The 20,416-nt window shown below is 63.6% G+C and carries 23 protein-coding genes; 18 read left to right on the top strand and 5 right to left on the bottom strand.

What is annotated here, in order from left to right:
- Positions 1–20: 20 nt before the first annotated feature.
- The 8 genes from fabZ to AC1DB0_RS11080 all read left to right on the top strand — a co-directional run bounded on the left by fabZ (position 21) and on the right by AC1DB0_RS11080 (position 5,374).
- Entirely contained in the window at positions 21–476 is a 456-nt protein-coding gene (fabZ, locus tag AC1DB0_RS11115) for a 3-hydroxyacyl-ACP dehydratase FabZ (protein WP_006219108.1), read from the top strand.
- Positions 477–1,271 (top strand): acyl-ACP--UDP-N-acetylglucosamine O-acyltransferase, encoded by a 795-nt coding sequence (gene lpxA / locus AC1DB0_RS11110; protein WP_476756890.1) that lies wholly within the window; start codon positions 477–479, stop codon positions 1,269–1,271.
- Entirely contained in the window at positions 1,268–2,464 is a 1,197-nt protein-coding gene (lpxB, locus tag AC1DB0_RS11105; RefSeq protein WP_175168442.1) for a lipid-A-disaccharide synthase, read from the top strand. The genes lpxA and lpxB overlap by 4 nt, the downstream gene beginning before the upstream one ends.
- Positions 2,451–3,059, top strand: a complete 609-nt coding sequence (gene rnhB / locus AC1DB0_RS11100) for a ribonuclease HII (protein WP_054425844.1) — start codon at positions 2,451–2,453, stop codon at positions 3,057–3,059. Before lpxB ends, rnhB begins: the two co-directional genes overlap by 14 nt.
- Positions 3,056–3,844 carry a TrmH family RNA methyltransferase gene (locus tag AC1DB0_RS11095; protein ID WP_476756889.1) on the top strand — a complete coding sequence of 263 codons (789 nt, stop codon included), beginning with the start codon at positions 3,056–3,058 and terminating at the stop codon, positions 3,842–3,844. Before rnhB ends, AC1DB0_RS11095 begins: the two co-directional genes overlap by 4 nt.
- A gap of 109 nt (positions 3,845–3,953) precedes the next feature.
- A complete protein-coding gene (locus AC1DB0_RS11090) occupies positions 3,954–4,415 on the top strand; it encodes a DUF2846 domain-containing protein (protein ID WP_454668729.1) in 462 nt (153 codons plus the stop codon).
- A gap of 66 nt (positions 4,416–4,481) precedes the next feature.
- Positions 4,482–4,907, top strand: a complete 426-nt coding sequence (locus AC1DB0_RS11085) for a hypothetical protein (RefSeq protein WP_054425837.1) — start codon at positions 4,482–4,484, stop codon at positions 4,905–4,907.
- Positions 4,904–5,374, top strand: coding sequence for a DUF2846 domain-containing protein (locus AC1DB0_RS11080; RefSeq protein WP_054425836.1), 471 nt, complete (start codon positions 4,904–4,906; stop codon positions 5,372–5,374). Before AC1DB0_RS11085 ends, AC1DB0_RS11080 begins: the two co-directional genes overlap by 4 nt.
- Before the next feature lie 79 nt (positions 5,375–5,453).
- Here the strand turns inward: AC1DB0_RS11080 and ppsR are convergent, their stop codons facing one another.
- Positions 5,454–6,281 (bottom strand): posphoenolpyruvate synthetase regulatory kinase/phosphorylase PpsR, encoded by an 828-nt coding sequence (gene ppsR / locus AC1DB0_RS11075; protein WP_054425834.1) that lies wholly within the window; start codon positions 6,279–6,281, stop codon positions 5,454–5,456.
- A 181-nt stretch (positions 6,282–6,462) separates the two neighbouring features.
- Between ppsR and ppsA the strand changes: the two genes are divergently transcribed.
- Complete coding sequence (gene ppsA, locus AC1DB0_RS11070; protein ID WP_476758658.1) at positions 6,463–8,826, top strand: phosphoenolpyruvate synthase; 2,364 nt, start codon at positions 6,463–6,465, stop codon at positions 8,824–8,826.
- 226 nt (positions 8,827–9,052) lie between these two features.
- On the opposite strand, the gene AC1DB0_RS11065 is transcribed toward ppsA, so the two are convergent.
- Positions 9,053–9,838: an AraC family transcriptional regulator gene (locus AC1DB0_RS11065; RefSeq protein WP_447577590.1), complete on the bottom strand. Its 786-nt coding sequence runs from the start codon at positions 9,836–9,838 to the stop codon at positions 9,053–9,055.
- Between the two features lie 116 nt (positions 9,839–9,954).
- On the opposite strand from AC1DB0_RS11065, the gene AC1DB0_RS11060 reads away from it, so the two are divergent.
- Positions 9,955–10,731 (top strand): alpha/beta fold hydrolase, encoded by a 777-nt coding sequence (locus AC1DB0_RS11060; protein WP_476756888.1) that lies wholly within the window; start codon positions 9,955–9,957, stop codon positions 10,729–10,731.
- A gap of 106 nt (positions 10,732–10,837) precedes the next feature.
- Here the strand turns inward: AC1DB0_RS11060 and AC1DB0_RS11055 are convergent, their stop codons facing one another.
- Together AC1DB0_RS11055 and AC1DB0_RS11050 are read right to left on the bottom strand one after the other, a co-directional pair.
- Positions 10,838–11,683, bottom strand: coding sequence for a bifunctional transcriptional activator/DNA repair enzyme AdaA (locus tag AC1DB0_RS11055; RefSeq protein WP_054425827.1), 846 nt, complete (start codon positions 11,681–11,683; stop codon positions 10,838–10,840).
- A 96-nt stretch (positions 11,684–11,779) separates the two neighbouring features.
- Positions 11,780–12,517, bottom strand: a complete 738-nt coding sequence (locus AC1DB0_RS11050; RefSeq protein ID WP_054425825.1) for a glutamine amidotransferase — start codon at positions 12,515–12,517, stop codon at positions 11,780–11,782.
- Between the two features lie 169 nt (positions 12,518–12,686).
- On the opposite strand from AC1DB0_RS11050, the gene AC1DB0_RS11045 reads away from it, so the two are divergent.
- From AC1DB0_RS11045 to AC1DB0_RS11035, 3 genes are all read left to right on the top strand, one after another.
- Positions 12,687–13,124, top strand: coding sequence for an NfeD family protein (locus AC1DB0_RS11045; protein WP_054425824.1), 438 nt, complete (start codon positions 12,687–12,689; stop codon positions 13,122–13,124).
- A 133-nt stretch (positions 13,125–13,257) separates the two neighbouring features.
- A complete protein-coding gene (locus AC1DB0_RS11040; RefSeq protein ID WP_156336837.1) occupies positions 13,258–14,184 on the top strand; it encodes an SPFH domain-containing protein in 927 nt (308 codons plus the stop codon).
- A gap of 25 nt (positions 14,185–14,209) precedes the next feature.
- Positions 14,210–15,403, top strand: a complete 1,194-nt coding sequence (locus AC1DB0_RS11035; RefSeq protein ID WP_476756887.1) for a GGDEF domain-containing protein — start codon at positions 14,210–14,212, stop codon at positions 15,401–15,403.
- A gap of 1 nt (position 15,404) precedes the next feature.
- Here AC1DB0_RS11035 and smpB read toward each other — a convergent pair whose 3' ends face one another.
- Complete coding sequence (gene smpB, locus AC1DB0_RS11030; protein ID WP_276325562.1) at positions 15,405–16,037, bottom strand: SsrA-binding protein SmpB; 633 nt, start codon at positions 16,035–16,037, stop codon at positions 15,405–15,407.
- A 61-nt stretch (positions 16,038–16,098) separates the two neighbouring features.
- Here smpB and AC1DB0_RS11025 point away from each other — a divergent pair, with 61 nt between their 5' ends.
- The 5 genes from AC1DB0_RS11025 to mmsB all read left to right on the top strand — a co-directional run bounded on the left by AC1DB0_RS11025 (position 16,099) and on the right by mmsB (position 20,416).
- Positions 16,099–16,533, top strand: coding sequence for a type II toxin-antitoxin system RatA family toxin (locus tag AC1DB0_RS11025; RefSeq protein ID WP_054425818.1), 435 nt, complete (start codon positions 16,099–16,101; stop codon positions 16,531–16,533).
- A complete protein-coding gene (locus tag AC1DB0_RS11020) occupies positions 16,523–16,888 on the top strand; it encodes an RnfH family protein (protein ID WP_175168451.1) in 366 nt (121 codons plus the stop codon). The genes AC1DB0_RS11025 and AC1DB0_RS11020 overlap by 11 nt, the downstream gene beginning before the upstream one ends.
- A gap of 208 nt (positions 16,889–17,096) precedes the next feature.
- A complete protein-coding gene (locus AC1DB0_RS11015) occupies positions 17,097–18,251 on the top strand; it encodes an acyl-CoA dehydrogenase family protein (protein ID WP_175168452.1) in 1,155 nt (384 codons plus the stop codon).
- Positions 18,248–19,423, top strand: a complete 1,176-nt coding sequence (locus tag AC1DB0_RS11010; protein ID WP_054425812.1) for an enoyl-CoA hydratase/isomerase family protein — start codon at positions 18,248–18,250, stop codon at positions 19,421–19,423. The genes AC1DB0_RS11015 and AC1DB0_RS11010 overlap by 4 nt, the downstream gene beginning before the upstream one ends.
- A gap of 102 nt (positions 19,424–19,525) precedes the next feature.
- The gene (mmsB, locus tag AC1DB0_RS11005; RefSeq protein WP_054425810.1) at positions 19,526–20,416 is read left to right on the top strand and encodes a 3-hydroxyisobutyrate dehydrogenase; all 891 of its coding nucleotides are present in this window, start codon (positions 19,526–19,528) and stop codon (positions 20,414–20,416) included.

Below are 20,416 nucleotides of genomic sequence, written 5' to 3'. Positions count from 1 at the left end.
TCGCAGGAAAGCATAGAAAAATGGAACTCGACATCAAGGGGATCATGGAGAGGCTGCCGCATCGTTACCCGATGCTGCTGATTGATCGCGTCGTTGAAATGGTGCCCGGTAAATCCATCGTGGCCATCAAGAACGTCTCGATCAACGAACCGTTTTTCAACGGTCACTTTCCTCACCATCCGGTGATGCCGGGCGTGCTCATCGTGGAAGCCATGGCCCAGGCCTCGGCGCTGTTCTCGTTCACGGACGAAAACGGYGGCCTGAAGTGCGATAGCTCCAAGACCGCGTACTACCTGGTCGGTGTCGATGGCGCGCGTTTCCGCCGCCCCGTCGTGCCGGGTGACCAGTTGCGCATTGAAGTTGAAGCCGAACGCTTGAGCCGCAGCATCTGTAAATACGCCGCGCGCGCAACCGTCGACGGACAAGAAGTGGCGTCCGCCAAACTGATGTGCGCGATTCGCAGCCTGGAAGAGTAAATGGCAGGAAACATCCATCCCACCGCTGTCGTTGATCCGACGGCAAATATTGACCCGAGTGCCGTGATCGGACCCTTCGCGGTGGTTGGGCCGGACGTGACCATCGGCGCGGGCACCGAAATCGGCCCGTACTGCATGGTGGACGGCGTCACGACCATCGGTCGCAATAACCGCTTCTACCGCTATTGCTCGATCGGCGGCATGCCGCAAGACAAGAAGTACGCCGGCGAGAAGACGCGTCTGACGATCGGCGACGGCAACACGGTGCGTGAGTTTGTCACGCTGAATACCGGCACGGTGCAGGATGGTGGCGAGACGACGATAGGCAATGACAACTGGATCATGGCCTATGTACACGTCGCGCATGACTGCCATATCGGCAGCCACACGATCCTGGCCAATTCGGTGCAATTGGGCGGCCACGTTCACGTGGGCGACTGGGCCATCATCGGTGGCCTGACCGGCGTGCATCAGTTTTCGCGCGTGGGCGCGCACTCCATGACGGGCGGCAACAGCTCGCTCATGCAAGATTCGCCGCCGTTCGTGCTGGCGGCCGGCAACCCGTGCCGCCCGGTGGGCGTCAACGTCGAAGGCCTGAAGCGCCGTGGCTTTACCCCGGTGATGATCTCGGCGCTGCGAGAAGCCTACAAAATCATCTTCCGCCGTGGCTTGCCGCTGGATGCGGCGCGCGCTGAATTGCGCAAGCGCCAGCAAGAAATCCCCGAGGCCGCCGAGCATCTGCAAACGCTGCTCGATTTCCTCGACGTCGCGTCGCGCGGCATCATTCGTCCATGAACACGCGGATCGGCATGGTGGCCGGCGAGCCTTCGGGCGACTTGCTGGCCGGTCGCATCATTGCCGGTTTGCAAGCGCGCGACGCCGGTGTGCGCTGTGAAGGTATCGGCGGCCCCCAGATGCAGGCACGCGAGTTCGACACCTGGCATCCCATGCATGCGCTGACGGTGTTCGGCTATGTCGATGCCTTGAAGCGCCTGCCCAGCCTGCTGAGCACGTATCGCGACGTCAAGCGCCGCTGGCTGGCCGAGCCGCCAGCCGTCTTCGTCGGCATCGATGCGCCCGACTTCAATCTGCGCTTGGAACATCAACTGCGCCTGGCGGGTACGCCGACGGTGCATTTCGTCGGCCCCTCCATCTGGGCCTGGCGTTACGAACGCATTCATAAGATCCGCGAATCGGTGTCGCACATGCTTGTGCTGTTTCCGTTCGAGGAAGAGATCTACCGCAAGGAAGGCATCCCGGTCACGTATGTGGGTCATCCGCTGGCGGGCGCCATTCCCATGGAGCCCGATCGCGCGGCGGCGCGCGAGCGGCTGGGCATCGACCAGAATGCGCGCGTGCTGGCGATTCTGCCGGGCAGCCGTTCGTCCGAGATCCGGCTGTTGGCGCCGCGCTTCCTGCAAGCGGCGCAATTGCTGCTGAAGAAAGATCCGGCGCTGCAATGCGTGGTGCCGATGGTCAATGACCAGCGGCGTGCGGAATTTCAGGCCCTCCTGGCGCAGTATCCCGTGCCGGGTCTGCGCTGCATCACCGCAGAAGATCTGCATGGTGCGGGCGGTGACCGCAAGGCGCCCGTCGCCTGGTCCGTCATGGAAGCGGCCAACGCGGTACTGGTGGCCAGCGGCACGGCCACGCTCGAGACCGCGCTGTACAAGCGCCCCATGGTGATCTCGTACGTGTTGTCGCCGTGGATGCGCCGCATCATGACCTGGAAGTCCGGACAGCAGCGGCCGTATCTGCCTTGGGTGGGTCTGCCCAACGTGCTGTTGCGCGATTTCGCGGTGCCTGAATTGCTGCAAGACGACGCAACCCCCGAAAAGCTTGCCGAAGCCACGTGGGCGTCGTTGACCGATGATGCGCTGATCGCGCGCGTCGAGGCGCGCTTTACCGCCATGCACCAGGAGCTGTTGCGCGATACGCCGGCGCTGGCTGCCCAGGCGATTCTGGAGGTGGCAGGTGGAGCAGCCTGATCTGTTCGCGGCCCCGATTCAGCCCGCCTTGATCACGGCGGGTGTCGACGAGGCGGGCAGGGGGCCGTTGGCGGGCGCGGTTTATGCGGCGGCCGTCATCCTGCACCCTGATCGCCCCATCGACGGCCTGGCCGATTCGAAAGTGCTGAAGGCCGCCACGCGCGAAGCGTTGGCGGTGCAGATCAAGGAACACGCGTTGGCCTGGTGTATTGCCAGCGCCAGCGTGGATGAAATCGACACGCTGAACATCCTGCGCGCCACCATGCTGGCGATGCAGCGGGCCGTGCAAGGCCTGTCCACGCCCGCGCAGTTGGCGCTGGTGGACGGCAATCAGGCGCCCAAACTTACATGCACCGTGCAGACGGTCATCAAGGGCGACGCGCTCGTGCCGGCGATTTCCGCCGCTTCAATTCTGGCCAAGACGGCGCGCGACGCCGATCTGGTGCGCCTGCACGCCCTGTATCCTCAGTACGCGTTCGATCAGCACAAGGGCTACGGCACGGCGCTGCATCTGCAACTGCTGCGCGAACACGGCCCCTGCGCGGAACATCGGCGCAGCTTTGCGCCCATCAAGGCGTTCGGCCTGACCCCATGAAGCACATCAGTTCCCGCGACAATCCCGCGGTCAAGGCGCTGGCTAAGCTGGCCGGCACGGCGGGCAAGCGCGGTGCGCCCGTGCTGCTGGACGGGGTGCACTTGTGCCAGGCCTGGTTGCAACACCATGGCGCGCCGGATCAGGCCGTCTTTGATATTGATCGCCTGTCTCAACCCGATATCGCGGCGCTTGCTGCCGCAGTGCCGGACGCGCGCTGCCTGGCGCTGGACGCGCGGCTGATGCAATCACTGGCCAGCGTGGAAAGCGGGCAGGGCGTGGCGTTTTTGGTCACGCCTCCTGCGATGGAATTGCCCGCAGAGGTCGACGAGAATTGCGTGTTGTTCGACCGCATTCAAGACCCGGGCAACGTCGGCACCTTGCTGCGCACCTGCGCGGCGGCTGGCGTTAAACGCGTGTTCCTGGCTACCGGCACCGCCGCCGCCTGGTCTCCCAAAGTGTTGCGCAGCGGGCAGGGCGCGCACTTTGCGCTGGCCATCCACGAGCACGTCGACCTTCAAGCGCTGTTGCCAAGCCTGCGCGTGCCGCTGGTCGCCACCGCGCTGGAGGGCGCGCAAGACTTGTACCAAGGCCGCTTGCCGCCGAGTTGCGCCTGGGTCTTCGGGCACGAAGGTCAGGGCGTGGACCCGGCCTTGCTGGCCGCCGCGCGTCTGAAGGTGTGCATCCCGCACGACATGGCTGCCGTCGAATCGCTGAACGTGGGCGCGGCCGCCGCGATCTGCCTGTTCGAACAACGCCGCCAGGCCCTGTCTTGCGCGGCGCGCTGATCTGTTCATTTCCTTACATTCCCCAATTTCTTGACTGACCCCGTTTATACTCGCGCGTTGCGCGGGCATGACATCGGTTCACCCATGCCGCGAATCCCAGGGGATATCAATGAAAACAATGTTCAGGTTGGCGCTTGCCATGGCAGGTGCGGTGTTGCTGTTGGCCGGATGCGCGGGGCCGCGTTATGCGGACGTGTCATCGCAGATTCCCGACATTGAGCCGGGGTTGGGCCGCATCTATGTCTATCAGCTCGCCAACGCCAAGGATGTCGCGCAGCCAGCCATTATGGTCAATGGCCGCAAAGTCGGTCGCTCCAAGGCCGGCCGGTTTTTCTTCGTGGACCGGCCAGCTGGCATGACCACCCTGACCTTGGCGCCGGATCGCAAGGACCCGGATGCGGGGATTAAATTGGATCTGCCTGCTGGCCAGACGAGGTATGTGCGCGTCGACATCGAGGGCGGCAAGCAGGTGTTGCGCCCGGAAGCGTCGGCCGACGTGGCTACGCAATCATTGGCGGATTTGAAGTACTGGGGTGCGGGGCATCGCGACCGGGAAAAGCTGCGCTATTGATGTTGCACGTTTTGTAAAATTCGGTCGCACTCATATACTTCACGCTTTGAAATTCCCGAGGTGGCTATGGCGTCATCGCCGTTTCACAAATTCCAGGGTTGGACGCGTGCGGGCCGGGCGCTGCTGTTGACGTCGAGCATGCTGGCGTTGAGCGCATGCATGTCGGTCAGCACGCAAAAAGTCGGCATGGTTCCCGTGGCCGCCGCAGACCCGGTCTACAGCATTCAATTGTCCCGAGTCGTCATCGCGGCATTGCCGAATGACAGCAGCGTGACGCTGCCGTCGGGGTCGCAATGGCGCCGTGTCGGCGCGTTGCCGCAAGGCGATGTCTACCGCTCGATGAATGGCTTGTTCACCATTCAAACCCGCCGCCAGGGCGAAGCGTATCTGGTCGCGTCGTCCGGCAAGCTGCTGGGCTTTTATCTGCCAGGCGAAAGCGCATTCATGCCGCTTTCCCGCCCCGTTACGCTGCCCGTGGAGATGCGTCAATGAAATCGTGGTTGAAAGGGGTGGCAGCGGCCGCCATTGCAGTGGTATTGGCAGGGTGCGCTGGTCCGAAGTACGACGCGCTGCATGGCCAGCTTCCGCCGATTGCCGAGGGCAAGGGCCGGATCTATTTCTATCAGCCCCAGCCGACCAATCTGGCGGCCGCACAGCAAAAACTGCGCGTCAACAATGTCGTCGTTGGCCGCAATAAGCCGGGCAGCTTTTTCTTTGTGGATCGGCCTGCAGGCAGCTACGTGGTCACCAACCTGTACTGGACGGGCGACGGCGTGAGCTTCATGCTCGACCCCGGCCAAACGCGTTACGTGCGGGTGATGGCCGAAGTGTATGGCGCCACGGGCGCAGTCGGAAAATTGTCGATGCAACTGGTCGACCCGGCGGAAGTGGCCGAAAACGAAATGCGCGGGCTGCGCTATTGGGGTGCAGCAAGCCCCGAGCGCGCGCCGGGCCTGTAATTCGGCCGCGTTTCCTTCACCCGAAAACAGCCAGGGCGCATCCATGATGCGCCCTGGCTTTTATGCGCCCTGGTTTTTTTTAGCCCCGATCCAGGCCCACTTCCTGCAGCACCGTCGTCGCGATTTCTTCGATGGACTTCGTGGTGCTGGACAGCCAGGAAATGCCTTCGCGGCGCATCATGCGTTCGGCTTCGGCCACTTCATAGCGGCACTGTTCCAGTTGCGAGTAGCGGCTGTTGGGGCGGCGTTCGTTGCGCACTTCAGCCAGGCGCTCGGGTTGGATGGACAGGCCAAACAGCTTGGCCCGATGCGGGGCGATGGTCGAGGGCAGGGTGCCGCGCTCGAAATCGTCAGGCGTCAGCGGGAAGTTGGCCGCCTTGATGGCGTACTGCATGGCCAGGTATAGGCTGGTTGGCGTCTTGCCGCAGCGGGACACGCCCACCAGGATGACGTCGGCCTGGTCCAGCTGGTTCACGAACTGCCCGTCATCGTGCGCCAGGCTGAAGTTGATGGCGTCGATACGATTGCGGTACTTTTCTGAATTGGCCTGCATGTGCGAGCGGCCAATGGAGTGGCTGGACTTCAAGCCCAGCGCCTGTTCGATATGGCTGACGAAGGTGCCAAACAGGTCCATGAAAATGCCGTTCGCCTGGCGAACGCGGGCCAGGATTTCGGGGTTGACCAGGGTGCTGAACACAATGGGCGGCACGCCGGCTTCCAGGGCGCTGCGGTCGATGCGCATGGCGACTTCGGCGGCTTTTTCGAGCGTGTCGACAAAAGGCAGGCGGATCGGCTTGAAATCGACCTCTTCGAACTGGGAAAGCACCGACTGGCTGAACGTTTCAGCGGTGATGCCGGTACTGTCGGAAACGATGTATACCGTGCGTACGATCGGGGTAGATGTCATGTGTAAAAAATTCCAACCAGTCAGATAGCCGAGGGTACTCCACCGAGTACAATCAGGCCCCTATAAGTCACCCCAAGGGCGGTCCAAGGCCAGTTTGGTCAGCGTCTGAAAAAGCAGTGTTTTGTGCTTGATTCATGCTTTGACCTAACTCGCTTTCATTCCATTGTAAAAGGTGACTTCAATGTCGTATGTTGTTTTGTTCGAGCAGCTCCGCATGACGGACGTGGACTCGGTAGGAGGCAAGAACGCATCACTAGGCGAAATGATCAGCCAGCTGTCTGGCGCGGGTGTCCGCGTTCCGGGCGGCTTTGCCACGACCGCCGACGCTTTCCGTGATTTCCTGAAAGCCTCGGGCCTGGACCAGCGCATTGCTGAACGCCTGACCACGTTGAACCCCGAAGACGTGCGCGAGCTGGCCAACGCCGGCGCGCAGATCCGCCAATGGATCGTCGAAGCGCCGTTCTCGGCTGAATTCGAAGCACAAATCCGCGAAGCCTTTGCCAAGCTCGACGCTGATGGCAAGGGCTCGTTTGCCGTGCGCTCCTCCGCCACCGCAGAAGACCTGCCCGACGCCTCGTTCGCCGGCCAGCAGGAAACCTTCCTGAACGTCGTTGGCATCGATGACGTGCTGGACAAGATCCGCCACGTGTTCGCGTCGCTGTACAACGACCGCGCCATTTCCTATCGCGTGCACAAGGGCTACGCCCACGCCGATGTCGCCCTGTCGGCCGGCATTCAGCGCATGGTGCGTTCCGACAAGGGCAGCGCCGGCGTCATGTTCACCATCGACACCGAATCGGGTTTTGAAGACGTCGTGTTCATCACGTCGTCCTACGGCCTGGGCGAAACCGTTGTGCAAGGCGCCGTCAACCCCGACGAGTTCTACGTCTTCAAGCCCACGCTGGCTCAAGGCAAGTTCCCGATCGTTGGCCGCCGCATTGGCTCCAAGCTGATCAAGATGGAATTCGACCCGGAGCGTCCGGAAGGCCGCGCCGTGCGTACCGTTGACGTGCCCGTGTCCGAGMGCAACCGCTACTCGCTGACCGACGACGAGGTCAATGAACTGGCCCGCTACGCCGTCATCATCGAAAAGCACTACAAGCGCCCGATGGACATCGAGTGGGGCCGCGACGGCGTCGACGGCAAGATCTACATCCTGCAAGCGCGTCCGGAAACGGTGAAGTCGCAGCAGGGCGTGAACGACGTGCAGCAGCGCTACCGCCTGAAGGCCACCGGCCAGGTCCTGATTACGGGCCGCGCAATCGGCCAGAAGATCGGCGCCGGCCCCGTCCGCGTCGTGGGCGACATCTCCGACATGGACAAGGTCCAGCCGGGCGACGTGCTGGTCACCGACATGACGGACCCCAACTGGGAACCCGTGATGAAGCGTGCCGCGGCCATCGTGACGAACCGTGGCGGCCGTACGTGCCACGCCGCGATCATCGCGCGCGAACTGGGCATTCCGGCTGTGGTGGGTTGCGGTAACGCGACGGACCTGCTGAAGGAAGGCCAGGCTGTGACCGTGTCTTGCGCGGAAGGCGACGAAGGCCGCATCTATGACGGCCTGATCGAAACCGAAGTGGAAGAAGTGCGCCGCGGCGAAATGCCCGCCATCGATCTGAAGATCATGATGAACGTGGGCAACCCCCAACTGGCGTTCGACTTCGCGCAGATCCCCAACAGCGGCGTGGGCCTGGCGCGTCTGGAATTCATCATCAACAACAACATCGGCATCCACCCGAAGGCAGTCCTGGACTACCCGAACGTGGACGGCGAGCTGAAGAAGGCCGTGGAATCGGCCGCTCGCGGGCACGCCAGCCCGCGCGCATTCTTCGTCGAGAAGATGGCGGAAGGCGTGGCGACGATTGCCGCCGCGTTCTACCCGAAGCCGGTCATCGTGCGCATGTCGGACTTCAAGTCCAACGAGTACCGCAAGCTGGTGGGCGGTTCGCGCTACGAGCCCGAGGAAGAGAACCCCATGCTGGGCTTCCGCGGCGCGTCGCGCTACATCGCTGAAGACTTCGCCGAGTGCTTCCGCATGGAATGCGAAGCGCTGAAGAAGGTCCGCGACGACATGGGCCTGACCAACGTTGAAATCATGGTGCCGTTCGTGCGTACGGTGGGTCAGGCCGAAAAGGTTGTGAACCTGCTGGCCAAGCACGGTCTGGCGCGTGGCGAAAACGGCCTGAAGCTGATCATGATGTGCGAAGTGCCGTCCAACGCCATCCTGGCCGACGAATTCCTGCAATTCTTCGACGGCTTCTCGATCGGTTCGAACGACATGACCCAGCTCACGCTGGGCCTGGACCGCGACTCGGGCATGGAGCTCTTGGCTGCCGACTTCGACGAACGCGACGAAGCCGTGAAGTTCATGCTGCGCCGCGCGATCAAGGCTTGCCTGGCCGCTAACAAGTACGTGGGTATCTGCGGCCAAGGCCCCAGCGATCACCCGGACTTCGCGCAATGGCTGAAGGACGAGGGCATCCTGTCGATGTCGCTCAACCCGGATACCGTTGTCGAAACGTGGCAGCGTCTGGCCAAGTAAGCGGCTGACTCGCTAGTAAAAAGCCCCGCATCTGAAAGGATGCGGGGCTTTTTTTCTATGCGGATGCTAGGGGGTGAGAGCAAGGGGATGAGTGCGCAAGGGCGCAAGGGCGCAAGGGCACAAGGGCACAAGGGCGCAAGGGCGCAAGGGTGCAATGGTGCAAGGGTGCAATGGTGCAAGGGTGCAAGGGCGCAAGGGTGCAAGGGCGCGGGGGCAGGGGGCGATGTCACGCCGCCCGGCGCGCTTCCAGGTAACGAGTCGGCGTTTGCCCAAGCGCCCGGCGGAACGCAGACGCGAACGCGCTCGGGCTGGCGTAACCCAGATCCAGTGCAACGCGGGTGACGGGCTGCCCTTGGCTTAAACGTTCGATGGCGGCAAGCAGGCAGACTTGCTGGCGCCAATCGGCAAAACTCGCGCCGGTTTGTGCGCGGAACAAGCGGGTAAAGGTGCGACGGCTCATGCCCGCCTGCCTGGCCATGACGTCGAGTCCGACCGAAATCGAGGGCGTATCGAACACTTGCTGGCATGCGCGCACCAGCCGCGGGTCTTGCGGCAGAGGGGCATGCAGCGACAGGCGGGGCATGAACGCGATTTCCGCCACCAGCATCGCCATCAGCTTGCCCGCGCGGCCTTGGGTGTCGTACAGCGCAGGCAGGTCGACTGCGTCCTGCAATAGCTGCTTGAGCAAGGCCGATACGCCGTAGACGCAGCAATGGTCCGGCATCCGGGCGGCGTCGGCTTCGCGTTGCGATACGAAGGCGTTAAGCATGGTGACCTGGCCCGACATGGTCATTTCGTGCGTGACGCCGGCAGGCACCCAGCACGCCCGTTGCGGGGGCACGAGCCACCGGCCCGCTGGCGTGGCGACGCTGATGGTGCCGCGCGAGGCAAACGCGAACTGGCCCCGCCGGTGCGCGTGCACGGGAAACGTCGACCCGGCCGCATAGTCGTTCGCGGTTACGACCACCGCGCGCGGAATGTCTTCAAACGGATCGACCAGGGTATTTCGCATGGCCCGAATTCTACAGAGAATGACCCGATAACGAAGGCGGGCCATGTAGGGCCGGCATACGATTCCTGCCTCGTGTCGCCGGATGCCGGCGACGTTTCATCCGCATCGGAGGCAGGATGCCCGGCACTTTTCATTCCGTGGGTAATGGCCCCCACGCTGTTCTTGTTCTGCATGGCTGGTTTGGCGACGCGCATGCGTTCGAGCTGATCGAACCGTGGCTGTCCCGCGACGCCTATCGCTACGTGTTCATGAACTACCGCGGTTATGGCGGCAGGCGCGACGAATCGGGGGCGTACACCATCGACGAAATCGCTGCCGATGCGCTGGCGCTTGCAGACAAACTCGGATTCGAGACCTTCAGCCTGATTGGGCATTCCATGGGCGGCATGGCAATCGAGCGTATCGCTACCTTGGCGCCCGAGCGGGTACGCGCACTGGTGGCGATTGCGCCCGTGCCTTGCGGGGGTATCCGGTACGACCCGGAGACGCGCCAGATGCTGGAGGCGGCCGCAACGCGCGCCGAGCTTCGCCAGACCATCATTGATCGCAGCACCGGTGGCCGTTTGCCCGCGCAGTGGGTCGAATGGAAGGCGGCGTATTCAGTGGCGTGCTCAATCCCCGACGCCTTCGCTGCTTACCTGCACGCGTGGGCCGATACGGATTTCACTGAGGCTATCGACGGACGCCATCCCGTGAAAGTCCTGGTGGGCAAGCACGACCCAACCTTCAATGCGGCGTTGATGGCGCAAACCTATCTGCGCCGCTATCGCCGGGCCAGTGTTGAGGTGCTGGATAACGCCGGCCACTATCCCATGAACGAAACGCCGCTCGCGCTTGCGGCCGCGATCGAGGCGTTTCTGGGGGAGGTGGCAAGGGAGATCGCCACGGCATGATCGAGTCGGACGGCGGCAAGGAGTATCGCCACGGCATGGCGGAGGCGGACGGCGGCAAGGAGTATCGCCACGGCCTGACCGAGACGGACGGCGCGCGGCGCAAGGATCAGGCCGCCTGCGCCTCGCGCGCGATCAGTTCGCGCTTGCGGTCGATGCCCCAGCGGTAGCCGGCCATGGAGCCATCGGTGCGCACCACGCGGTGGCAGGGGATGGCAAGCGCGATGTTGTTGGTGGCGCAAGCGCGGGCCACGGCGCGCACGGCACGCGGGTGTCCGATGCGTTCGGCCACTTGCGTATACGTGGCGGTAGCGCCGACGGGAATCTCGCGCAGCGCTTCCCAGACGCGGCGCTGGAAAGCGGTGCCGCGCACATCCAGGGGCAGGTCCAAGCCCCGCGATGGGTCTTCCACAAAGCCCACCACGGCGGCGACCCAGGTTTCAAATTCCGCATCCGCGCCGATCAGGCGGGCGGCCTTGAAGCGGTCTTGCAAGTTGCGAACCAAGGTTTCGGGATCGGCATCCAGGGCGATTTCGCAGATGCCGGTGTCGCTGGCCGCCACCAGCAGCGCGCCCAATGAACATTGCGCCACGGCGAAACGGATGTCGACGCCTTCGCCGTTCTTGCGAAAGGCGGTGGGCGTCATGCCCAGGATGGCGGGCGCGGCTTCATAGAAGCGGCCGCTGGAATTGAAGCCGGCGTCATACATGGCGTCGGTGACGCTGGCGCTGGCTTTCAGGTGTTGGCGCGCGCGCCCGGCGCGCAGGGCGCTGGCGTAGGCCTTGGGCGTGATGCCCGTGACGGCCTTGAAGATGCGGTGGAAATGGTAGCGGCTCATGCCGGCCTGCTCGGCCAGCGTGGACAGATCGGGCGGCTGCTCGGCCTCGAGTGCACGGCAGGCGCGTTCGACGGCGGCGGCGTGCTGTTTGCTCAAGGGGGCGACGGCGGGGCTCATAAGGGACTCCTGACATGCGCGTGGAGAAATACGCTATGACTCATGGTCTCAAGCCCCGCCGCGCGCTGCACTCCGGATGTTGCGCGCGCCGTGCGTTCAGGCGGGCGCGTACGCGTCCAGGAAGCGGCGCAGCAGTTCGCCCGCCACCGGGGTCGCGCGCACGTTCGCCGTCAGGTCGGGCATATCCAGGTTTTCGGCAGCGTAACGGCGGCCGTACCGCTCCAGGTGGGCGCGGACAAAGTCGGGACCGAATTCCGGGTGGAACTGGGTCGAAAACACGTTTCTGCCGATACGGATCATCTGGTGCTCGTCCAGATCCGAACGCGCCAGCACGGCGGCGCCCGGCGGCGGTTGCAGCACGGTTTGCGCATGCAGCATCTGCGCGGGGAAAGTCGGCGGCAGGCCGGCCAGCAGCTTGTCGCCCGTGGCCTGCGGCAGCAGTTCCACCGTTTGCGTGCCCACTTCGCGGCCAGACGGGTTGTAGCCGACCTTGCCGCCCAAGGCATGCGCCAGCAATTGGTGGCCGTAGCACACGCCGAACATCGGCAAGCCTGCGGCGGCGGCGTCGCGCAGCCACGCGGCGGTGTCTTCGCTCCAGGGTTCCTTATCCGTCACCATGGCGGGCGAGCCCGTGATCAGCGCGGCGCGGTATTGCGCGGGCAACTGGGGGCGCTGGCCTTCATGCACGGCCACGATCTCGATGTCGTCCGTGGCCAAGCCGGCCGCCTTCGACAGTTGTTCGGCATAGCCGCCGAACTGGCTTTTAAGCGTGTCGTCCGGGTCCCCGGTGTGCAGGATCAGAACGGGTAGGGCAGTGGAAGTTGCAGCGGTCATGGATGCTTGATCGAAGAAAAGGCAGACGCGGAAAATCCGGGTGGGACCGCCGCGTCAGGGCACATCATAATCCAGTGCAATTGTTCATGACCGCCGCCAGCGTACCCGTTGCGTCCCGGAAATACGTACAATCCGCTCACGACTCATCCTTTCAGGCGACTTAAACACCATGTGGATTTGGTTGGGATTGGCCGCGCTGGCCCTCATCGGGGAACTGGCGACGGGTACTTTCTATTTGCTGCTGGTGGCCCTGGGGCTGGCGGCCGGCGGCGTTGCCGCGTGGTTGAACATTGGCCAGGAATGGCAGCTGGTGGCCTGCGGCGTCGTGTTACTGCTGGGCCTGCTGGTCCTGCGCAAGACGCGTGTCCTGAAAAAGCGTGAAGTCAATTCGGCCCGCAATGTCGATGTGAATCTGGATATCGGCCAGACGGTTACCGTCGAGGCCTGGTCAGAACACCGCACCGCGCGCGTCTGGTATCGCGGCGCGCACTGGCAAGCGGAATTGGCCCCAGGCAAAACGCCGCATGCGGGCGAACACACCATCACCGAATTGCGCGGCTCGACGCTGGTGCTGACCCCAAGGGGCAAGCCGGATTCGGCGCAATAATCTCGGCGTAAAAAATGCCGGCGTAGAAATGCCGGCGCAGTAACACCGGGCCACGCTTCGCGCAGCCCGAGGCGGGCGCCCTTGCCGGCAAGCAAGGCCGCCTCCGCACTCACTCCAGGAGAAGTTCCAAATGATCATCGATACTTCCACTATCGTCCTGCTCGTTGTCGTCGCACTGGCGATTCTTATCGTCATCAAAGCGATCGCCATCGTGCCCCAGCAGCACGCCTGGGTGGTCGAACGCCTGGGCAAATTCGACCGCGTTCTGTCACCGGGCGCGGGCTTTGTCATTCCGTTTATCGAGCGCGTGTCCTACAAGCATTCGCTGAAGGAAATTCCGCTGGACGTGCCCAGCCAGGTTTGCATCACGCGTGACAACACGCAGCTGCAAGTCGACGGCGTGCTGTACTTCCAGGTGACCGATCCGATGCGTGCATCGTATGGCTCGTCGAACTACATCTCGGCCATCACGCAGCTGGCGCAGACGACCTTGCGTTCGGTCATCGGCAAGATGGAGCTGGACCGCACGTTCGAAGAGCGTGATTCCATCAACAGCAATATCGTCGCGTCGTTGGACGAGGCCGCGCTGAACTGGGGCGTGAAGGTGTTGCGCTACGAGATCAAGGATTTGACGCCGCCCAACGAGATCTTGCGTTCGATGCAGGCGCAGATCACCGCCGAGCGTGAAAAGCGTGCGCTGATCGCCGCTTCCGAAGGCCGCCGCCAGGAACAGATCAACATCGCCACCGGTGAACGCGAAGCCGCCATCGCCCGCTCGGAAGGTGAAAAGCAGGCGCAGATCAACCAGGCGCAAGGTGAAGCTGCCGCAGTGCTGGCCATTGCCGAAGCCACCGCCAAGGCCATCACGCAAGTGGCCGACGCCGTGCGTCAGCCGGGCGGCATGGAAGCCGTCAACCTGAAGGTCGCAGAACGCTATGTCGAAGCGTTCGCCAATGTGGCCAAGGAAGGCAACACGCTGATCCTGCCGGCCAACATGTCCGACGTTGGCGGCATGATCGCCTCGGCCATGACCATCGTGAAGTCCACGCGCAACACCTGACCTCGCGCCTTACCGCGCGCCGCCCATGATCGCTCCCGTTAATTTGCTTCTGATAGCAGCACTGGCGGGAGTCCTTTCTCTTTGCGTGCTGGGGTCACTGGCTCGCAGCGGCATGGCGGGCATCCGCGAAACCATACGCGCCAACTTGCTCACGCTGTTGGCGTTTTTTACGTTCGGGCTACAGAACACGGCGGCGCCGCTGTGGTTGTCGGTGCTGGTACCCAACGTGGCCGTCGCGCTGGCGCTGTGCTCGTATTACACGGGCGTCAGGCGGCTGCTGGGCTTAAGCGTGCCGCGGCATCTGATGATGCTGGGCTGCCTGCTGGCCCTGCCGGTGGTGCTGGTCTGCACCTATTTGGACTGGCAGATCGGGCCGCGGATCGTGGCGATGTCGTTCTTGCAGATGGGCTTCATGCTGGCCGTGGCGCACACCCTCCAGCGCAACATGCCCGCCCACCGCTCGCGCTATAGCTATCGCTTCCTGTGGGTTGCCGCGCTGATTTCGGCCCTGGTCTGCGCGCTGCGGGCGGCGGTCTACCTGTTCGACCTGGCCATTCCCCAGACCTTGCTGGAACCCACGGTCTGGAACATCACGTTCCTGACCTTGGGTGTGCTGACCATGCCGTGCCTGACGCTGGGCACGATCATGATCATTCACGATCGCATGCTGGCGGATCGCGAGCACGAACTGAATACCGACTTCCTGACCGGGTTGATGTCGCGCAAGGCGTGGTGGATGCAGGCCGAGCGCTACTGCGCGCAGGCGCTGCGCACGCGGCGGCCGCTGACCTTACTGCTATTGGATGTGGACCACTTCAAGCGCATCAACGACATGCATGGGCACGCGGCGGGCGACGCGGTGCTGCGCCATTTTGGCCTGCTGGCCACGGTCACGCTGCGTACGGGAGATCATGTGGGCCGCGTGGGCGGCGAGGAATTCGGCGTGCTGTTTCCCGACCTGCGCAGCGACGCGGTGATGGAGGTGGCGGCCAGATTGCTGGACTCCACCCGGCGCACGCCTTGTGCGCACGGCGGCAGCACGATCTCGTACACGTTCAGCGCGGGCGTTGCCGATTGGGTGCCGGGCGAGAACTTCGAGGCCTTTTTTGAACGGGCGGATCGCAAGCTCTACGCCGCCAAGGCGGCGGGGCGCAACCGCATCGTCGGGCCGGGTGAGCCGGCCGAGGCGCTGGCGCCGCCCGTCCCGGCTGCTGCGTGAATCAATCGTCTTTGTCTTTGCGCGGCGCGCGCGTGTCGTGCTTCATGATGCGTTCTTTCTCGCGCTGCCAGTCTTTCTCGCGCGCGGTGTCGCGCTTGTCGAACAGCTTCTTGCCGCGGCCCAACGCGAAATCCAGCTTGATGCGGCCGTTCTTATAGTGCAGGTTCAGCGGCACCAAGGTGTAGCCGCGCTGCTCGACCTTGCCGATGAGCTTGCTGATTTCTTCGGCCTTGAGCAGCAGCTTGCGCGTGCGCATGGCGTCGGGGTGGATATGGGTGGACGCCGTGGGCAGCGGGCTGACGTGCATGCCCAGCAGGTACAGTTCGCCATCGCGTACGATGACGTAGCTTTCCTTGAGCTGCACGCGGCCATCGCGAATCGCTTTGACTTCCCAGCCTTGCAGGACAAGGCCGGCTTCGTAGCGGTCTTCGATGAAATAGTCGTGCGTGGCTTTGCGATTGTCGATAATGCTCATAACGCCTTTTTGCTCATATTGCTTTTTTGCCCCTCGTGTCTTTTGCCCGGGGCTTGTTTTTTGCCTGAGGTTTCGCCTGGGGGGTTTGCCTGAGGGGTTTTGCCTGAGGGGTTTGCCTGAGGGGTTTGCCTGAGGTTTGATGGCCCTGTGGATACCCACATTAGGCTTAGGTCGTGCAGTGCCGGTAAAATCTTGCCATTCTAGCCATTTGCGATAGTCGATGCACAAAGTACAACGATCCGTCCTGGTGCCTTACAGCGCCGCCCAGATGTTTGATCTGGTTGCCGACGTGGAAAAGTACCCCGAGTTCATGCCGTGGTGTGGCGGCGCCGAGGTGCAAACCCGCGACGAGCACGGCATGCAGGCCTCTATCCTGATCAGCTTCGCGGGGATGAAGCAGCGCTTCACCACGCGCAACACCCACGTCTATCCCGACCGGATCGACCTTGAACTGGTGGACGGGCCGTTCTCCAGCCTGGTCGGCCATTGGGAATTTCAGCCCCTGGCCGAAGACGCGTGCAAGGTGTTGTTCACCATGGAGTACGCGTTTTCGAACCGCGCACTGGAAATGGTGGTGGGCCCGGTGTTCAACCGCATCGCCACCAGCTTCATTGATTCCTTCACCAAGCGGGCGCAGTCCAAGTATGGCGAATGAGCCGACTGCCGCGCCGCAGGTCGACGCCAGCGCTAACGTCAGCGTCAGCGTCTGCTACGCCTTGCCGGGCCACGTGTGGTTGCGCGAACTGAGCCTGCCGGCGGGGGCGACGGTGGCTGACGCCTTGGCGGCCAGCGGCTTCGCGCAGGCGTTCCCTGTGGTGCAGCCCTGGGAGCGCGGCGTGGGTATCTTTGGCCGCGCCACGGAACCCCAGGCGCGGCTGGCCGATGGCGACCGCGTTGAAATCTATCGGGGCTTGAGCTTCGACCCCAAGGAATCGCGCCGCCGCCGCGCTGAGCACCGCCGCGCCAAAACCGCCAGAAACGGCAGGGTCCGGCCGGCCGGTCTGTTGTAGGCGTGGGGGCGGGCCAGCCGCCTGTCGGACCCGGATAACCGGGTACACATTGTCATCATCGCGACAAGTGGCGCCGGGCCTTCCGGCGTAACATAGGCACCGTTTCGTACTTACGTTTACGTTAACGTCATGTCAAAATCGACGGGCTGGCGTTCACGAGACGGCAGCAACGCCAGCAGACAATACTGATGACAACAGGAGACAGGCTGTGGACTTGGAACTGACTGACGAGCAGCGCGCCTTTGCGCAAGCCGCCCGCGACTACGCCGAGGGCGAGCTCGCGCCCCATGCGGCGCGCTGGGACGCCGAAGGTATCTTCCCCCGCGAGGCCTTCGCCCGCGCTGGCGAAATGGGCTTTTGCGCCATCTATGCCAGTGAAGACATCGGCGGCCTGGGGCTGCCGCGCCTGGACGCCACGCTGGTGTTCGAGGAAATGGCGGCGGTGGACCCGTCGACCACAGCCTTCCTGACGATCCACAACATGGCCACCTGGATGGTCGGAAAATGGGGTCAGCCTGCCTTGCGCGAACACTGGGGCCCCTTGCTGGCCAGCGGCCAGAAGCTGGCGTCCTACTGCCTGACCGAGCCTGGCGCCGGTTCCGACGCGGCGTCCCTGTCCACGCGGGCGCAGCGCCAAGGCGACGACTATGTGCTCAACGGCGCCAAGGCCTTCATTTCGGGCGGCGGCGACACCGATCTGCTGGTGGTCATGGCGCGCACGGGCGGTGAGGGCGCCAGCGGCATCAGCGCCTTCGCGGTGCCGGCCGATAGCGCGGGCATCAGCTACGGGCGCAAGGAAGAAAAGATGGGCTGGAACAGCCAGTCCACGCGTCCCATCACCTTTGAGAACGTGCGCGTGCCGGCCGCCAATATGCTCGGGCAAGAGGGCGAAGGCTTCAAGATCGCCATGAAAGGCCTGGACGGCGGACGCATCAACATCGGCACCTGCTCGGTTGGCGCGGCGCAGGGCGCGCTGGACGCCGCCCGCCGCTACATGGACGAACGCCGGCAATTCAACCGCCGGTTGGCCGAATTCCAGGCGTTGCAATTCAAACTGGCGGATATGGCCACGCATTTGGTCGCAGCGCGCCAGATGGTGCGCCTGGCCGCGTGCAAGCTGGATGCCGGGTCGCCGGACGCAGCCACCTACTGCGCGATGGCCAAGCGCTTCGCCACCGATATGGGTTTTCAGATTTGTCTGGATGCGCAACAGATTCATGGCGGCTATGGATACTTGCGGGACTATCCCTTGGAGCGTCTGGTGCGCGATACTCGCGTTCATCAGATTCTGGAGGGCACCAACGAGATCATGCGAGTGATCATTGCCCGCCAATTGTTGGAAAAAGGAGCCGACATAAGATGAATGCACCGGTGTTGTTCGAAGAAAGAAGCGCGGCGAACGGCATGCGGTTCGGGATTGCGACGCTGAACGCGCCGCAGACCCTGAACGGCCTGTCGCTGGAAATGGTGGACTTGCTGGCGGCGCGGCTGGACGAGTGGGCGCGCGACCCGGGGGTTGCGCTGGTCGTGCTGCAAGGCGCGGGCGAAAAGGCGTTTTGCGCAGGCGGCGACCTGCACGGCCTGTATCGCAGCATGAGCGAGAACCAGGGCAAGAACGGTTGGAGCAATGCCTATGCGCGCCGCTTCTTCGAGCACGAGTATCGGCTGGACTACCGCATCCACACCTATCCGAAGCCCGTCCTGTGTTGGGGCCATGGCATCGTCATGGGCGGCGGTATTGGCCTGATGATGGGCGCGAGCCACCGTGTGGTCAGCGAATCGTCCCGGTTGGCCATGCCCGAAGTATCGATCGGCCTGTTTCCTGATGTGGGCGGCAGCTGGCTGCTGAACCGCATGCCGGGCCGCATCGGTTTGTTCCTGGCGCTGACCGGCGCGCAGATGAATACGGCTGACGCATTTTTTGCGGGTCTGGCGGACTTCCGGCTGAACCACGCTGATTGGCCGAAGCTGCTGGCGTCGCTGGAAGAGCAGCCCTGGGCCGGGCAGGCCGGTGGCGCGTCCGAGGAAGCGATTGCACCGCGTTCGCTCAACGATGGCTTGCTGCGCCGCGCGCTGACAGCGCTGGAGCCGCAGGCTCCGCTTGAACCTGGTCACCTGCGCCAGCATTCTTTCCTGATCAACAACCTGTGCAACGGCAACCGCCTGGATGAGATCTACGAAGAACTCGCCTTGCTGAAGGACCACGCCGACCCCTGGCTGGCGCGCGCCGCCAAGACCATGCTGGCGGGCTCGCCGGGTTCGGTGCGCCTGGCCTTCGCCTTGCAGCAGCGCACGCGCCTGCGTTCGCTGGATGACGTATTCCGCGCCGAGTACATCGCCGCGCTGGCGTGCACCGCGCATGGTGATTTCGCCGAAGGCATCCGCGCCTTGCTGGTCGACAAGGACAAGAACCCGCGCTGGAATCCCGCCGTCATCGATATGGCGACGGACGCCTGGGTGCAGAAATTCTTTGAAGAGCCGTGGCCCGAAGGCGAGCCGCATCCGCTGGCCGACCTGGGTCAGGAAGGGCGCTAGCGCGCCGGCCGGTTCGGTAGAGGCGGACCGGCCACCCCGTCATGCAGATCACGATGGTTCCATACCTACAGCAATAGCAATAGCAACAGGAGACAAGACATCATGAGCAGTATTGCGTTTATCGGTTTGGGCAACATGGGCGCGCCCATGGCATTGAATCTGGTCAAGGCCGGACACAGCTTGACGGTGTTCGATCTGGTGCCAGCGGCCGTCAAGCTGTTGACCGATGCGGGGGCGCGCGCGGCGGCCTCGGCATCCGAAGCCGTCAAGGGCGCCGACGTCGTGATTTCGATGTTGCCGGCCAGCAAGCACGTCGAAGGGCTGTATCTGGGCGAAGACTTGCTGGGCAAGATTCCATCCAGCGCGCTGGTCATCGAATGCAGCACCATCGCGCCGGACTCCGCGCGCAAGGTGGCGCAGGCGGCCGACGTGCGCGGCATCGCCATGATTGACGCCCCGGTATCGGGCGGCACGGGCGGGGCGGCGGCAGGCACGCTGACGTTCATCGTGGGCGGTCAGTCCGCCGCGCTGGAACGCGCGCGTCCCGTGCTGGAAAAGATGGGCAAGAACATCTTCCACGCCGGGCCGGCGGGTGCGGGCCAGGTCGCCAAGATCTGCAACAACATGCTGTTGGGCATCTTGATGGCGGGCACGTCCGAAGCGCTGGCGCTGGGCGTGGCCAATGGGCTGGACCCGAAGGTGCTGTCCGACATCATCGCCAAGAGCTCGGGCCGCAATTGGGCCACCGAACTCTACAACCCGTGGCCGGGCGTCATGGAGCATGCGCCGGCGTCCAAGGGGTACGCAGGTGGTTTCGGCGTGGACCTGATGCTGAAGGACTTGGGGCTGGCGGCCGAAGCGGCGCTGTCGGCACGAGCGTCCATTCCGTTGGGTGAGCTGGCGCGCAATCTGTATTCGCTGCACAGCTCGGGCGGCTCGGGCAAGCTGGATTTCTCCAGCATCGTCAATTTGGTCAAGCGCGAGCAAGACTGA

This window comes from Achromobacter sp. 10T422, assembly GCF_056394065.1.
Note: the sequence above shows the minus strand (reverse complement) of the source record. Positions and strands in the feature narration are given on the sequence as shown.

What these genes read in the sequence shown, in the direction of transcription:
- lpxA (WP_476756890.1), top strand. Translation starts at nt 477, where the DNA reads ATGGCAGGAAACATCCATCCCACCGCTGTCGTTGATCCGACGGCAAAT.
- lpxB (WP_175168442.1), top strand. Translation starts at nt 1,268, where the DNA reads ATGAACACGCGGATCGGCATGGTGGCCGGCGAGCCTTCGGGCGACTTG.
- AC1DB0_RS11095 (WP_476756889.1), top strand. Translation starts at nt 3,056, where the DNA reads ATGAAGCACATCAGTTCCCGCGACAATCCCGCGGTCAAGGCGCTGGCT.
- AC1DB0_RS11090 (WP_454668729.1), top strand. Translation starts at nt 3,954, where the DNA reads ATGAAAACAATGTTCAGGTTGGCGCTTGCCATGGCAGGTGCGGTGTTG.
- AC1DB0_RS11085 (WP_054425837.1), top strand. Translation starts at nt 4,482, where the DNA reads ATGGCGTCATCGCCGTTTCACAAATTCCAGGGTTGGACGCGTGCGGGC.
- AC1DB0_RS11080 (WP_054425836.1), top strand. Translation starts at nt 4,904, where the DNA reads ATGAAATCGTGGTTGAAAGGGGTGGCAGCGGCCGCCATTGCAGTGGTA.
- ppsR (WP_054425834.1), bottom strand. Translation starts at nt 6,281, where the DNA reads ATGACATCTACCCCGATCGTACGCACGGTATACATCGTTTCCGACAGT.
- AC1DB0_RS11065 (WP_447577590.1), bottom strand. Translation starts at nt 9,838, where the DNA reads ATGCGAAATACCCTGGTCGATCCGTTTGAAGACATTCCGCGCGCGGTG.
- AC1DB0_RS11060 (WP_476756888.1), top strand. Translation starts at nt 9,955, where the DNA reads ATGCCCGGCACTTTTCATTCCGTGGGTAATGGCCCCCACGCTGTTCTT.
- AC1DB0_RS11055 (WP_054425827.1), bottom strand. Translation starts at nt 11,683, where the DNA reads ATGAGCCCCGCCGTCGCCCCCTTGAGCAAACAGCACGCCGCCGCCGTC.
- AC1DB0_RS11050 (WP_054425825.1), bottom strand. Translation starts at nt 12,517, where the DNA reads ATGACCGCTGCAACTTCCACTGCCCTACCCGTTCTGATCCTGCACACC.
- AC1DB0_RS11045 (WP_054425824.1), top strand. Translation starts at nt 12,687, where the DNA reads ATGTGGATTTGGTTGGGATTGGCCGCGCTGGCCCTCATCGGGGAACTG.
- AC1DB0_RS11035 (WP_476756887.1), top strand. Translation starts at nt 14,210, where the DNA reads ATGATCGCTCCCGTTAATTTGCTTCTGATAGCAGCACTGGCGGGAGTC.
- AC1DB0_RS11025 (WP_054425818.1), top strand. Translation starts at nt 16,099, where the DNA reads ATGCACAAAGTACAACGATCCGTCCTGGTGCCTTACAGCGCCGCCCAG.
- AC1DB0_RS11020 (WP_175168451.1), top strand. Translation starts at nt 16,523, where the DNA reads ATGGCGAATGAGCCGACTGCCGCGCCGCAGGTCGACGCCAGCGCTAAC.
- AC1DB0_RS11010 (WP_054425812.1), top strand. Translation starts at nt 18,248, where the DNA reads ATGAATGCACCGGTGTTGTTCGAAGAAAGAAGCGCGGCGAACGGCATG.
- mmsB (WP_054425810.1), top strand. Translation starts at nt 19,526, where the DNA reads ATGAGCAGTATTGCGTTTATCGGTTTGGGCAACATGGGCGCGCCCATG.